The organism is Martinezella multihospitum (assembly GCF_900094585.1).
GTDB lineage: Bacteria > Pseudomonadota > Alphaproteobacteria > Rhizobiales > Rhizobiaceae > Rhizobium > Rhizobium multihospitium.
This window is the reverse complement of sequence record NZ_FMAG01000012.1, coordinates 76,283-89,293: the sequence shown is the minus strand read 5'-3', so window position 1 is coordinate 89,293 and position 13,011 is coordinate 76,283. Positions and strand designations below refer to the sequence as shown.

At 61.2% G+C, this 13,011-nt stretch carries 10 protein-coding genes; 6 read left to right on the top strand and 4 right to left on the bottom strand.

The genetic code is table 11. From position 1 onward, the window contains the following. Nucleotides 1–119: 119 nt before the first annotated feature. Nucleotides 120–974 (top strand): 5'-nucleotidase, lipoprotein e(P4) family, encoded by an 855-nt coding sequence (locus tag GA0061103_RS31675; RefSeq protein ID WP_092719307.1) that lies wholly within the window; start codon nucleotides 120–122, stop codon nucleotides 972–974. A gap of 261 nt (nucleotides 975–1,235) precedes the next feature. On the opposite strand, the gene GA0061103_RS31670 is transcribed toward GA0061103_RS31675, so the two are convergent. After that, nucleotides 1,236–2,531 (bottom strand): ABC transporter substrate-binding protein, encoded by a 1,296-nt coding sequence (locus GA0061103_RS31670; protein WP_092719145.1) that lies wholly within the window; start codon nucleotides 2,529–2,531, stop codon nucleotides 1,236–1,238. 148 nt (nucleotides 2,532–2,679) lie between these two features. Between GA0061103_RS31670 and GA0061103_RS31665 the strand changes: the two genes are divergently transcribed. From GA0061103_RS31665 to GA0061103_RS31650, 4 genes are all read left to right on the top strand, one after another. Further along, complete coding sequence (locus GA0061103_RS31665) at nucleotides 2,680–3,702, top strand: LacI family DNA-binding transcriptional regulator (RefSeq protein ID WP_092719141.1); 1,023 nt, start codon at nucleotides 2,680–2,682, stop codon at nucleotides 3,700–3,702. A gap of 41 nt (nucleotides 3,703–3,743) precedes the next feature. Beyond that, complete coding sequence (locus GA0061103_RS31660; RefSeq protein ID WP_092719137.1) at nucleotides 3,744–5,600, top strand: DUF2264 domain-containing protein; 1,857 nt, start codon at nucleotides 3,744–3,746, stop codon at nucleotides 5,598–5,600. Further along, nucleotides 5,597–6,622: a hydroxyacid dehydrogenase gene (locus tag GA0061103_RS31655; RefSeq protein ID WP_092719132.1), complete on the top strand. Its 1,026-nt coding sequence runs from the start codon at nucleotides 5,597–5,599 to the stop codon at nucleotides 6,620–6,622. The genes GA0061103_RS31660 and GA0061103_RS31655 overlap by 4 nt, the downstream gene beginning before the upstream one ends. A gap of 210 nt (nucleotides 6,623–6,832) precedes the next feature. Further along, nucleotides 6,833–7,420: a transglycosylase SLT domain-containing protein gene (locus GA0061103_RS31650; RefSeq protein ID WP_092719129.1), complete on the top strand. Its 588-nt coding sequence runs from the start codon at nucleotides 6,833–6,835 to the stop codon at nucleotides 7,418–7,420. A 32-nt stretch (nucleotides 7,421–7,452) separates the two neighbouring features. Here the strand turns inward: GA0061103_RS31650 and GA0061103_RS31645 are convergent, their stop codons facing one another. The 3 genes from GA0061103_RS31645 to GA0061103_RS31635 all read right to left on the bottom strand — a co-directional run bounded on the left by GA0061103_RS31645 (nucleotide 7,453) and on the right by GA0061103_RS31635 (nucleotide 11,518). Continuing rightward, entirely contained in the window at nucleotides 7,453–8,718 is a 1,266-nt protein-coding gene (locus tag GA0061103_RS31645) for a Gfo/Idh/MocA family protein (protein ID WP_092719125.1), read from the bottom strand. Between the two features lie 239 nt (nucleotides 8,719–8,957). Continuing rightward, complete coding sequence (locus tag GA0061103_RS31640; protein WP_092719121.1) at nucleotides 8,958–10,379, bottom strand: enolase-like domain-containing protein; 1,422 nt, start codon at nucleotides 10,377–10,379, stop codon at nucleotides 8,958–8,960. A 443-nt stretch (nucleotides 10,380–10,822) separates the two neighbouring features. Further along, nucleotides 10,823–11,518: a TetR/AcrR family transcriptional regulator gene (locus GA0061103_RS31635; RefSeq protein WP_092719118.1), complete on the bottom strand. Its 696-nt coding sequence runs from the start codon at nucleotides 11,516–11,518 to the stop codon at nucleotides 10,823–10,825. 181 nt (nucleotides 11,519–11,699) lie between these two features. Here GA0061103_RS31635 and GA0061103_RS31630 point away from each other — a divergent pair, with 181 nt between their 5' ends. After that, nucleotides 11,700–12,983 (top strand): ABC transporter substrate-binding protein, encoded by a 1,284-nt coding sequence (locus tag GA0061103_RS31630; RefSeq protein ID WP_092719115.1) that lies wholly within the window; start codon nucleotides 11,700–11,702, stop codon nucleotides 12,981–12,983. Nucleotides 12,984–13,011: the final 28 nt, after the last annotated feature.

The window sequence follows — 13,011 nt, the reverse complement described above, 5'->3', positions numbered from 1 at the left end:
ATATACTTGACACATTCCGTCCACGCGCAAACTATCCTTACCCGGATCAAGACTTTGACGCCTGTTTGAAATCGTTGATGCGACGCGTTGATTTCCGGAATTTCATAAAGGAGAACCGAGTGGAAAACAGATATTTAAGGCAGCTGACATTCGTGATCGGCCTTGCGTCCGCCTTGCCGGCTTTGGCCGCCGATCTGCCGGCCGCCATGCCCGACGATAATCTCAATGCCGTTCTTTGGGATCAGACCTCGGTGGAGGCGCAGGCCAATGCACTTGGTGCCTATGCGCTCGGCCGTATCCGGCTTGACGAAGCGCTGGCTGACAAGAACTGGACGGCAGCTCCTGTGGAGCAAACCGGTAATTTCCAGGACTTTCCTCCGGCCATCATCCTCGATGTCGATGACACCATTCTCAATACGTCGCCCTATCAGGCGCGCAACATCACAGCTGGCACCAGCTTCAAGCCGGAGACCTGGACGGAATATGTGAATGCCCAGCAAGATAAGCCGATCCCCGGCGCGGTGGAATTCACTCAATACGCGGCTTCGAAGGGTGTGAAGGTGTTCTACGTCACCAACCGCACCGTCGACGAGGAAGGCCCGACCGTTGAGGAACTGAAGCGTTTCGGCTTCCCGATGGGCGACAATGTCGACACTTTCCTCAGCGCCAAGGAGCAGCCGGACTGGGGTTCGGCCAAGGGCACGCGCCGCGCCTTCATCGCCAAGAACTATCGCATTCTCCTGATGTTCGGCGACAATTTCGGCGACTTCACCGACGACTACAAGGGCACCATCGAAGAGCGTCAGAAGGCCTTCGAAGCCAATGCCGCGCATTTCGGCCACGACTGGATCGCCATTGCCAACCCGACCTACGGCTCGTTTGAAAGCGCGCCCTACAAAGGCGATTACAAGCTGCCGCCTGAAACGCAGCGACAGCTGAAGCAGGATGCGCTGAAGCCCTGGGATGGGAAGTAGATATTAGCGGTGGAACTTGAGGAGAGTGTAATACCCCCCTCTGTCACTTCGTGACATCTCCCCCACAAGGGGGGAGATCGTCGGGAGTTCGCAGCCGCTTTCGTTAGCGCAACGTCGCTCAGTCTCTACGGATACAATGCTGGTTTGAGGCGCGGCTGCGCCGCAGGTTACCAATCCCCCCCCCTTGTGGGGGAGATGTCGCGACAGCGACAGAGGGGGGTAGCCTCTCCGCCTACTGTGAAGCCTCAGCTGAGCCTCCGCTCAGCTCTTCCGCTTCAATTTCGTCGCCCCTTCCTCCACCAGCCGCTTCGCTGCCTCGGCAACCGTGATCTTGCCGAAGGCGAGTTGGTCGGCGACGGGGCGCGCGACGTTCTGGTCGAATTCGCCGGAGCCGAGCGGTGCCGGCACAGGATAGGTGCCGACCTGATCCTTCAACAGCTCGATATATTGCACCGTCTGCTGCTCGACCGGATTGAGCGTCGGCAGGATGGCGGCGCGCACGGCAGGCGACATCGGCACGCCGCGCTCGACGCCGAGGATCTTGCCGGCTTCGACATCGTTGACGAAGAAATTGATGAATTTCGCCGCCGCTTCGCCGTTCTTGCTGGTGGCGCCGACGCTCCAGATCAGCGCAGGACGATAATAATGGCCGGAAGGGCCATCCTTCTTCTCGCGCGGCAGCATGGTGACGGCAAGCTTGCTCTTGACGACGAGCTGATAGCCGACGAGCTGGTTGGAATAGGCCATGCCGATGGCCGATTTGCCGAGCGCCAGGCAATTGCTCTCAATGACGTTCTGGTCGAGCGTCTGGACATCGGCGGAGACCGTGCCGCCACGTTTGCGCAGGTCTTCCCAATAACTGTACCATTCCTTGGCATCGTCGACACTAAAGCCGAGCCCGCCCTCCTCCGTAAAGAGGCTCTTGCCGCGCTGGCGCAGCCAGACATCGAGGACATAATTGTAGCGCGCGCCATAAGGGCCGCCCCAATAGCCGCGCTTGCCGGCGGCCTTGGTCATCTCCACCGCAAGATCGGCATATTCGGCCCATGTGGTGGTCGGACCGGGTGGCGTCAGGCCGGTCTTCTTGAACATGTCCTCGTCATAGAACATCGCGAAGGAGTTGAGCCCGAGGCCGACGCCGTAGAGTTTGTTATCCACCGTGGTCAGCTTCAGCACGTCCTTGCCGAAACTATCGACATTCAGTGTCGAGGGCACGAACTGGTCGAGCGGCATGCAGGCGCCGCGCTTGGAATAGTCGGATATCGTGCTCGGCTCGAGTTGGAAGACATCGGCGATGTTCTGGCTCGCCATGCCTGTTGCAAGCTTCGCCCAGTAGCCGTCGCCGCTGATGCTCTCGCCAATGACGGACAAATCCGGGTTCTTGCTGTGGAACAGCTCTGCCACGGCGACCGTGCGCTTGCCGCGATCGGGCGAGCCCCACCACATCGCCCTGAGCTGCGTCGCATCCGCAAAGGCCGGCATCGCGCCTCCCCCGAAGGCAAGGCCAGCTGCGGCGCCAGTGGCTCCAATCATGAATGTACGACGGTTCATGCGCATGAGATTCCTCCCTCTTGCGTTGTCATCCGCGGCGATCTCCCCGACGCCTTCAGCGGACAAGTGGCGCGAGGATATGCAAACTCTTTGCACTGCGCAATAAAAAATCTTTCTATTGCAAATTTGCATAATTTTGCATAGCATTTGCGATATGAACGATATTCGCTCCAAACGCATCAGACAGGCCGACATCGCCGCTGCGGCCGGCGTCTCGGTTTCGACCGTGTCGCGGGTCCTCACCAATGAACCCGGCATCAGCGAGACGATCCGCCAGCATATCTTCAAGGTGGCGAGCGATCTCGGCTATCCGTTGAAAACGGCCCCGGAGGCCGAGACCGGAGGTTTGGCACTGATCGCCAGCGACAGCGTCACCGGCGGCTTGAGCGTCTTTTATGAGGGCATCCTGGAGGGCTTGCGCGCAGGAGCCGCCGAGCGTGGCATGCGCTTCGACATCCGCCTCGTCCGCGAGGCGCGGACGGAACCGGAGCTGGTGAAGGAATATCTGCAGACGGCCGGCGCGGAAGGCCTCTTCCTCGTTGGCATCGACCCCTCGGAGGAACTCTGCCGATGGCTCGAGGCCAGCGGCACGCCCACCGTGCTTGTCAACGGTACCGACCCGAAGCTGAGATTCGATGGCGTTTCGCCCTCGAACTTCTTCGGCGCCTACAATGCGACCCGGCGCCTGCTCGATGCCGGTCACCGCCGCATCCTGCATTTGACCGGCTCGCATCGCCAGACGATCCGCGAGCGCGTGCGCGGCTTCGAAGCCGCGATCGCTTCGGTCGAAGGCGCCCATGGCCGGCTCGTGCCGATGAATTTCCGCGGCAGCTCTAGCCACGAGGCCCATGACAAGACCGCCGAGATCCTTGCCGCCGGTGAGGGCTACACCGCGGCGTTCTGCATGAACGATTTCATTGCCGTCGGCGCGCTTGACGCCGTGACGGAAGCCGGTCTGCGCGTGCCGGAGGATTTCGCCATCGTCGGCTTCGACGACCTGCCCTGCGCCCTGATGACCAATCCTCGGCTGGCAACCATGCGCGTCGATCGCGCGGCGCTGGGCCGCGAAGCCATCGGCCTGATGATCGCGCGCTTCCGTGACCGCGAGGCACCGGCCCGCCACATCTGCCACGGCGTGCAGCCGATTGCCGGCGGCACGCTGCCACCTGAAACCTGAAATCCAATCCCGCCGCGGAAACGATCAAGAAAGCCGAACCGATGATCTATGACCCCGCCAGCTCCAATCCGCTTGCCGGCAACCCGCTGAAAACCCTCCCGGACATGCGCCGCGCGCTGACCGACCTGTTTAATCCGCTGCTGCCCTATTTCTCCGGGGGCAATGCCCGCGTCCGCATCGATGCTGCCGGCGCCCATTTCGACCGTGCCGCCGCCGATCTCGAAGGTTTCGCGCGCCCGCTCTGGGGCTTGGCTCCACTCGGCGCGGGCGGCGGCGATTTCAGCCATTGGGGTCGCTACGCCGAAGGCCTCGCCAACGGCGTCGATCCAAAGCATCCGGAATATTGGGGCACGGTCAACGGCCGCGATCAGCGGATGGTCGAACTGGCCGCGCTCGGCTTTGCGCTCGCCCTTGTGCCGGAAAAGATCTGGGAGCCGCTCGATCAACGCGCCCGCGACAATCTGATCACCTATCTCAAGCATGCCCGCAGCTTCGATTATGCCGACAACAACTGGAAGTTCTTCCGCATCTTCGTGGATATCGCGCTTAACCGGCTCGGCGCCACCTTCGACCGCAGCCTGACGGAAAGCTACCTGAACGAACTGGACGGCTTCTATATCGCTGATGGCTGGTATCGCGACGGCAATGTCCGGCGCATCGATCACTACATTCCCTTCGCCATGCACTTTTACGGGCTGATCTATTCCAAGCTCGTGGATGACGATCGCGCCAAGCGCTACCGCGAGCGTGCCATCCTCTTCGCCGAGGATTTCCGTCACTGGTTCGCGCCAGACGGCGCCACCATCCCCTTCGGCCGCAGCCTCACCTATCGCTTCGCCTGCGCGGGCTTCTGGTCGGCGCTCGCCTTTGCCGATGTCGAGGCGCTGCCATGGGGCGAGATCAAGGGCTTGTGCCTCCGGCACCTGCGTTGGTGGGCTGACAAGCCGATCGCCCATCGCGACGGCACCCTGCCGATCGGCTTTGCCTATCCCAACCTCTTGATGTCGGAAAACTATAATTCCGCCGGCTCCCCCTATTGGGCCTTCAAGGCCTTCCTGCCCTTGGCGCTGCCTGAAACGCATCCCTTCTGGACAGCGGAAGAAAAGCCGCCGGAGAATGAGCCGGCTATCATCCCGCAAAAGCATCCCGGCATGGTGTTGATGCGCAGCAAGGCCGATGTCGTTGCGCTCTCCTCCGGCCAGGAAAACCAGCAGATGCGCTTCGGCGCGGAGAAATACTCGAAATTCGCCTATTCAGCCCGTTATGGCTTCAGCGTCGAAAGCGACGAGCGCATCTTTGCCGGCGGCGCCTTCGACAGCATGCTCGCCTTCAGCGACGACGGCCTGCACTACCGTGTGCGCGAGACCAATGAAGAAGCCAAGCTCGCCGGCGATACGCTCTACGCCAAATGGTCGCCCTATCCGGATGTGACCGTGGAGACATGGCTCGTGCCGGCCGCGCCCTGGCATATCCGCCTGCACAGGATCAGCACGCCACAGCCGCTGCAGACGGCCGAAGGCGGCTTCGCCATTGCAAGGCGCGATCTGGAAGCCGATACGCTCTCATCCGCGACCGGTTCCGCCTATGCGATCGGCGAAGAGGATTTCAGCGGCATTGTCGACCTTGGCTCGACCATCGCTCGCGAGGGCACCGCGCAGAAGGCGCCGCCGAACACCAACCTCATCGCCGCGAAAACTCTGGTACCGCAGCTGCGCGGCAGCATTCCCGCAGGCGAAACCATTCTCGTCTCCGCCGTGCTGGCGGAAAAGGATCCCTCCGCGGTCCAACACGCCTGGGCGAAACCGCCTGCTCGGCCCGATATCGACGCCTTGCGTGCCCTCGCCAAAGACAAGGGCATCACAGTCAGCGCCATCGAAGCGCCCGGTCGCCTGCCATGACGCAATCTGCTTCCGGCCGGCCGGCCATCACCTTTGCCATGCAGCCATCGCGCACGCAGCATGTGCTGCCGGAAGCGCTGATCCGGCGTCTCGATACCATCGGGCGCGTGCTGGACGCCGCGCCGATGCAGAGCTTCGGCGACGCGCGTGCGGCAAAGCTACTTGCCGAAACCGAAATCCTGATCACAGGCTGGGGCTCGCCGACCATCGATGCCGCCACGCTGGCGCTGGCGCCACATCTGAAGCTGGTGGCTCATTCCGCCGGCACGGTGAAGGGCCTGCTCGGCGACAGCCTGTTCGATCGGGGCGTCCTCGTCAGCCATGCCGCCCAGGCCAATGCCCTGCCGGTTGCCGAATTCACGCTTGCCGCCATCATCTTTGCCGGCAAGAAGGTTTTTCGATTCCGCGATTTCTACGTTGCCGATCGCAACCGCCAGCGGACGATACCCATACAAGCAGAGGCCATCGGCAACTACCAACGAACCGTCGGCATCATCGGCGCATCGCGCATCGGCCGGCGGGTGATCGAGTTGCTTTCGCCTTTCGACTACCGCATCCTGCTCTATGATCCGATGGTCGATACAGTCGAAGCACTACGCCTTGGCGTCGAAAAGACCGAACTGGACGCCCTGATGGCAGCGGCCGACATCGTCTCGCTGCACGCCCCGTCCCTGCCCGCCACACGGCATATGATTAACGCTCACCGCCTGTCGCTGATGAGAGACGGGGCAACTTTCATCAACACGGCGCGCGGTGCTTTGGTCGACGAAATGGCCCTGATCACCATCCTGAAAACCGGCCGCATCGACGCGATCATCGACGTCACCGACCCGGAAATTCCGGAAGCGGCATCGGCCTTCTACGATCTGCCAAATGTCTTCCTGACCCCGCATATCGCCGGCGCCATCGGGCTGGAGCGGACCCGCCTCGGCGAGATGGCGGTCGACGAAGTCATCCGCTTCATCGAAGGCAGGCCGTTGCTCTACGAAATCCGCCGCGAGGACATGGCGCGCATGGCATGATGCGACGCAACAAATTCATGAAAACTCCCTGAAATCGCCCCATTTCGGCACAGGCGAAAAACCCGTTTTTAATCATTCCGCGCTAGCACTCTTCTCAGCGCATGACCTCAAAAGTTCGGTTTCGAATTTTTGAAAAGGATCATGCGCCAACAGAGTTGTTGCTGCGTCCTTTGCGCGCCTGGAAGACGCGCGGCGGAAGAGGTTCTAGTAATGCGTACCCGCGTCCTTTCCATTCTGGCCGTGATGCTGCTCGGTGTGCTGGCAGGCTGTGCCACTGCCCCATCGCGCACCCGCAACATCTGCGCGATCTTCGACCAGCGCGATGGCTGGTTCAACAATTGGCAGCGGGCAGCGGAGCGCACCGAACGCAAATACGGCGTGCCGGTGCCGATCCTGATGGCGACGATCTATACCGAATCCGGCTTCCGGCCGCGCGCCCGGCCGCCGCGCCGCTATTTGCTCGGCTTCATTCCCTGGAAGCGCCCGACGACGGCCTACGGCTATTCGCAGGCCCTCGACGGCACATGGGACAAGTATAAGCGCGAGACCGGCAACTGGACGGCAAGCCGCACCAATTTCTCCGACGCCATCGACTTCGTCGGCTGGTATCATTACCAGACCCATCTGCAGACAGGGGTTGCCCTGAATAATTCCTACGATCTTTATCTCGCTTATTATTCGGGACCCAAAGGCTATCTACAGGGATCGTGGCGCGGCAATGCGACCGCACTCGCCGGTGCCAGGCGCTTCAACGGCATGACACGAATCTATGCACAGCAGCTCCCGGGCTGCAGCTGATCTCGGAACCGGAAGACTTAAACACCGCGGCCCTAAGGCCGCGGCTCCAGCAAGTTCAACCCGCCATCCTCGCCCCAGATATCGGCCACCGATACCTGCTGGCCCGTGCGGCTGCTCTGCAGCGCGGCAATGCCACAGAGAACCGACATCGCCCCTGCCCGCGAGCCGGCGCGCTGTTTGAGCTCGTCGTTCGGACCGGAGCGCAACAGCATGTTGCGCAGCCGGTCATCGCCGCCATAATGCCCGCCGGATGAATGCGGCACCCATATCCGCTCGACATCACCGAAATTCTTCATCACGACGATCTCATCAGCGGGAGGCGTCGTCCAGTTCTGCTTCTCATACTGCCGCAGCTCGATGCGACCCTTATGGCCGTTGAAGGCGATGTGATGCCCTTCGATCGGCATGTAGGTATTGAGCGAATAGGAGACGTTGACGCCGTTGCGATAGCGGATGGAGGCAACCATCGTATCGGGGATGTCGATATCCTCTCGGAAGACACAGGCATCGCGCAGATAGCCGTCGACGGTGGAAGGCTCCTCGTAAAGGCTCTCGAGCAGCGGCGTCGCGCTGATGTCGAGATAATAATCGCATTCGTCCTTGTAGCGACAGGTGCGACAGCGCTCGCCGCGAAACGGACCCTTGCGGCCATAGTGCTTGAGATCGGCAAAAGCGGCGACCGTTTCCGGATCGGAATCCAGATACCAGTTCAAAAGGTCGAAATGATGCGTCGCCTTGTGAACGAAGAGGCTGCCTGAGTTTTCAACGAAAGCATGCCAGCGGCGGAAGTAATCGGCACCGTGACTGGTGTCGAGGTACCAATGGAAGTCGACTGAAGTGACGTCGCCGATGACGCCGGAATTGATCAGTTCCTTGATCTTCGCTGCCGTCGGCGCAAAACGGTAATTGAAGGAGATATCCAGCCGCTTGCCGGTGCGCGCCTCGGCGTTGAGGATGCGCTTGATCTTGTCGACGGTCGTCGTCATCGGCTTCTCGCTGATGACATCGGCGCCGGCCTCCATCGCCTTGACGATCAGATCGTCATGGGTCGAATCGCGGGTGCAGACGATCACGAGATCGGGCCTCTCCACCCGCAGCAGCTCGTCGAAATCGGTGTAAACAGGCACGGAGGCACCGATATATTCGAGCCCCCGCTGAGCCCGCATGGCGTTGAGATCGCAGACTGCGACGAGTTCAACCGCGCTGCTCCAGCGCTCGACAAGGTCCTTACCCCACATGGTCACGCCGCGATTGCCGGTGCCGACCAGAACATAGCGTTTCTTCGATGACGACTGCATATCTCTTCCTCCAGAGTCTGCAAATGGCGATGTGAGGCCGCAGGCCTCTACTTCGGTGAGATGCCCCTCACCCCGCTCGCGGGGAGAGGGAGCTTTCCGTGCCAAATCCGCGCGGTGAATTCGAATGTCTTGCTCCGTAGTCCCCTCTCCCCGCGAGCGGGGAGAGGGCTAGGGCTAGGGTGAGGGGCCAGGCACGAGGCAGGACACCGACGCGGACCCTAATGACCCTGACCAAAATCCTACGCCAGAGCCCCCTCCATCGCCGCCCAGTCTGGCTCGACCGACGAGCCAAGTCCGACAGCGCCGACAACGGAGCCGATCGCAAGCTGCCCCGCTTCGATCCGCAGCCGCGTGCGGCCATTACTGACGCGATAGAGATCGGAATGCGCCCTGGCGAAAGCGGCCTGCTCCGCCTCCGGCGCGCCAGCCATGCCGTCAACATAGTGATGACCGTTGCGCTCGATATGCGTCATGCCGATGAGGGAAGCCAGCGCCAGGTCCTGCTGCACGGCAAGCCCCCCTTGAGTCGTCAGATCCTCGGCCGACATGAAATAGGGGATACCGTCCTCGGCGCTCCACTTGGCGACGCGCGCCCGGTTCAATAGCGAGCGATAGAACCCTTTACAGGATTTCGAGGAAATGCCGGTATAGCCGAGCCCCCTCGCCGTGACGAAGGCATCGATATCCGCATCGGATTCATCGATCTCCACCGGCTTGAAGGCAGCCAGTGCCTTCACCGGCTTCTCGAATGCATGAGCGCGGGCGATCGGCTGCTCGACGAACAGGATCGAAGAGGCGAAACGCGCAAGCCTCGGCTCCTCCCTCACGCGGGAAAGCAGATCGGCGACGGCTTCGGCAGATGAGAATTGTTCGTTGCCGTCGAGCGTCACCGAATAGCTGGGCACCTTGGCATCTATGACGGCGGCGACGCGGCAGAGACGATCGATATCGGCGTCAGGCGCACCCGAAACCTTGACCTTGAAGAAGGTCAGGCCATAGGCGTCGATCGCCTCCTCGAAACTCTCCGGCAGGCCGTCGTTCAGCCGTTCGCTTGCCGGAATATCGCCAGACACGATGGCATCGACCAGACCGACGGTATGGCGCGCGGCAAGGCTTGCCGCCGGCTCCAAGGTCGACAGGAAGCCGGGCAGATCGAAGCCTGAGAGATCGGACGTCGTGGAAGCATCGATGCCGGGACGGTTCGCCTTGATCGCTTGTGCGACCGTCAGCCCCTCCAGCCGGCAGAGCGCATCGAGAATGGCCCGGTTGGCAAGCGCCAGGCCGAAGGATGCGACAAGCCCATTCAGTTTCTCCGCCGCCGCTCGCGCATGATGCGAGGCCTCGACGGCGGCATGCAGGCCGAAAGCTGTTCCAGCGCCCGCGCCTCTCAGGGAATCGAGCGCCAGCGCCAACGACCGCCGCAGCTGGTTTTCATTGTCGGCATTGGAAAGCTCGGGTGATTTATCGAACCATTTCGGCACCATCAGCTCCGCCGCCATGCCCTTAGCCGAACGTCCTTGCCCATCCTCGATGCGCACGTGCAGAAAAATCTGCCGCGCTTCCCGCAAGGTCGCCGCCCCGAAACGGAAGGGCAGCCGCAGCTTGACTGGGCGCACGAATGCTTCAGCCTCGGCGAGCCTGATTTTTAATGGATCGGTCATGATGGCAGGTGGCTCCTGTGATGGTCAGGCAAGTCTGTAAGTAGGACATTGGCGTGTATGGCCCCTCACCCCAGCCCTCTCCCCGCATGCGGGGCGAGGGAGTCTTCCAGCCTACGTCCAGCCCAAAATTGCGATAGCGAGTTGGCTTGCTCTGTCGCCCCCTCTCCCCGTTTCAGCGGGGAGAGGGCTGGGGTGAGGGGCTATTCAGTTCATTGCAGAAGCAGTTTGCCGTCAGCCAATCGCATCGCCCTGTGGCAGGCGATGGATCGTGTCGGTACGACAGGCTTCATGATTTTCCTCCATGCCCGACTCCCTCCGGAATCAGGAAAAGCAAATGCTTGGTCGCCTAGGCAATGTAACCATATGGTTACAAGATCGCGCGTTATCTCCAGCCTTGTCAATCACCTTTTGAAAATTTCTCGAAACCGCCACACTGCCGGGCACTATGCGCGGATCGAAGCGAGCGTGACGGCAACGATATGCTCGCCCCACTCATTCAGCGCATCCGGCGCCGTCAGCTTGCGCGCGAAAATCGTCGACAAGGTGTGTCGGTTCGACAGATAGAAAAAGCCGAGTGCCGCAATCGTGAGATAGACGGATATCGGATCGACCGCCGGCCGGAAAATGCCGAGCGCCTCGCCGCGGCGCAGCACATCCGCAAGTTCGTCGATCAGATGCGAATGCATGGCCGAGACCTTGTCGGAGCGTTGCAGATAATGGGCATGATGCAGGTTTTCGGTGGCAAGCAGGCTTAGAAACTCGGGATGCGCAAGGAAATGCCGCCAGGTGAACAGGGCCAGCTCCCGCATTCCTTCCTCCGGATGGCGGCGTGCGAGATCGAGCTGCTTTTCGGCATTGCGGATCGTCGCATAGGTCGCCTCCAGCACGGCGAGGTATAGGCCCTCCTTGTCGCCGAAATAGTGATAGAGCATCCTTTTGTTGGTCTGCGCCCGCGCTGCAATCGCATCCACCCTGGCGCCACCGAAACCATGCGCGGCAAATTCTTCCGTCGCCGCCTCCAGGATCGTTTCCTGGGTGCGCTGCGGATTGCGCGACACCTTTTTCGATCGCTTCGCGACGGCCTTGTCGGCATCCGCTTGTGCTGTATTTTCAGTCTCTTGTCTCGCCCTGCCCGCCATGGACGATCTCCTTCCCGAACGATAGCATTAGCGATGGATGCTGCCGGCTCCCGCACGCCTCGTTTTCATTGTGACGCGATTGGTGCTTGACAGCGATCGCGTTTCTATCCAACTTGTAACCAAATAGTTATATCATGCAAAGCAGTTCGTAAATCATCGGTTCGCTGGGGAGGAGACCAGGATGACGTTGACGATCGACCGCCGGCAGTTGCTTGCCGGAATGGCAGCCACGCTAGCTTTCAGCAGTATCGGACTTTCCCGCGCCAATGCGGCAACCGCGATGCGCCTTCTTTGGTGGGGGTCAAAGGAGCGCAGCGACCGGACATTTGCAGCCGTAAAGGCCTATCAGGCGAAGAACCCGGATATCACCATCGCTGGCGAATCCTTCGGCTGGGACAGCTATTGGACGCGCTTGGCCACCCAGACCGGCGGCGGCAACGCGCCCGATCTCATCCAGATGGATTATCGCTACATCTTCGAATATGCCCGCCGCGGCGCCTTGCTCGACATGACGCCCTATCTCGGCAAGAGCCTGGCGATCGAGGATTTCGGCCCGGCCAACATCGATTCCGGCAAGGTCGACAACAAGATCTATGGCGTCAACCTCGGCGTGAATTCCTCGATGGTCGTCGTCAACTCGGCCGCCTGGACGGAAGCCGGCGTCGAACCGCCGCATGACGGCATGGCCTGGGAAGATCTCGGGGATGCCTGCGCCAAGGTTACGGCCGCGAAGAAACGCCGCGGCTTTTACGGCACGGCGGATGCAAGCGGTGGCGAGCCGGCCTTGGAATGCTGGCTGCGCCAGCGCGGCAAGGCGCTCTACACGGCCGACGGCAAGCTGGCTTTCGAAGCCAAGGACGCGACCGAATGGTTCGATTTCTGGGGCCATATGCGCAAGATCGGCGCTTGCACGCCAGCCGACGTCCAGGCGCTGGACCAGCAGACCCTCGAAACCGACATGCTCGTGACCAAGAAGGCAGCGGTCAGCTACGCCCATTCCAACCAGTTCGTCGCCATTCAGGGTTTGGTCAAGGAAAAGATCGATCTGGTCGCCTATCCGAGCAACCCTGGCAGCAAGCCCGGCCAATATCTGAAACCCTCGATGCTGATGTCGGTTTCGGCAACGTCCCAGAATAAGGACGCAGCCGTCGCCTTCGTCAATTATCTGGTGGAGGATCCGGAAGGGGCAAAGACGCTCGGCGTCGAACGCGGCGTTCCCGCCTCGCCGAAGATCCGCGATCTTCTGACCCCAGCTCTTGATGAGACAAGCAAGAAGGTGGTCGATTATATCGGCCGGCTGACGCCGCATGTCGGAGCGCTGCCGCCGTCTCCGCCGAACGGCGCCGGCGAGAATGCATTCCTGCTGAAGAAGATCGCCGAGGAAGTGGCCTTCGGCAAAACCAGTGCGCAGGACGCTGGCACGAAGTTCACCGAACAGGCAGCAGCAAACATTACGCGAGGCTGATACCGTGGGTACAAACAGCAAGAGCGTT

What these genes read in the sequence shown, in the direction of transcription:
- GA0061103_RS31670 (WP_092719145.1), bottom strand. Translation starts at nt 2,531, where the DNA reads ATGCGCATGAACCGTCGTACATTCATGATTGGAGCCACTGGCGCCGCA.
- GA0061103_RS31665 (WP_092719141.1), top strand. Translation starts at nt 2,680, where the DNA reads ATGAACGATATTCGCTCCAAACGCATCAGACAGGCCGACATCGCCGCT.
- GA0061103_RS31660 (WP_092719137.1), top strand. Translation starts at nt 3,744, where the DNA reads ATGATCTATGACCCCGCCAGCTCCAATCCGCTTGCCGGCAACCCGCTG.
- GA0061103_RS31655 (WP_092719132.1), top strand. Translation starts at nt 5,597, where the DNA reads ATGACGCAATCTGCTTCCGGCCGGCCGGCCATCACCTTTGCCATGCAG.
- GA0061103_RS31650 (WP_092719129.1), top strand. Translation starts at nt 6,833, where the DNA reads ATGCGTACCCGCGTCCTTTCCATTCTGGCCGTGATGCTGCTCGGTGTG.
- GA0061103_RS31645 (WP_092719125.1), bottom strand. Translation starts at nt 8,718, where the DNA reads ATGCAGTCGTCATCGAAGAAACGCTATGTTCTGGTCGGCACCGGCAAT.
- GA0061103_RS31640 (WP_092719121.1), bottom strand. Translation starts at nt 10,379, where the DNA reads ATGACCGATCCATTAAAAATCAGGCTCGCCGAGGCTGAAGCATTCGTG.
- GA0061103_RS31635 (WP_092719118.1), bottom strand. Translation starts at nt 11,518, where the DNA reads ATGGCGGGCAGGGCGAGACAAGAGACTGAAAATACAGCACAAGCGGAT.
- GA0061103_RS31630 (WP_092719115.1), top strand. Translation starts at nt 11,700, where the DNA reads ATGACGTTGACGATCGACCGCCGGCAGTTGCTTGCCGGAATGGCAGCC.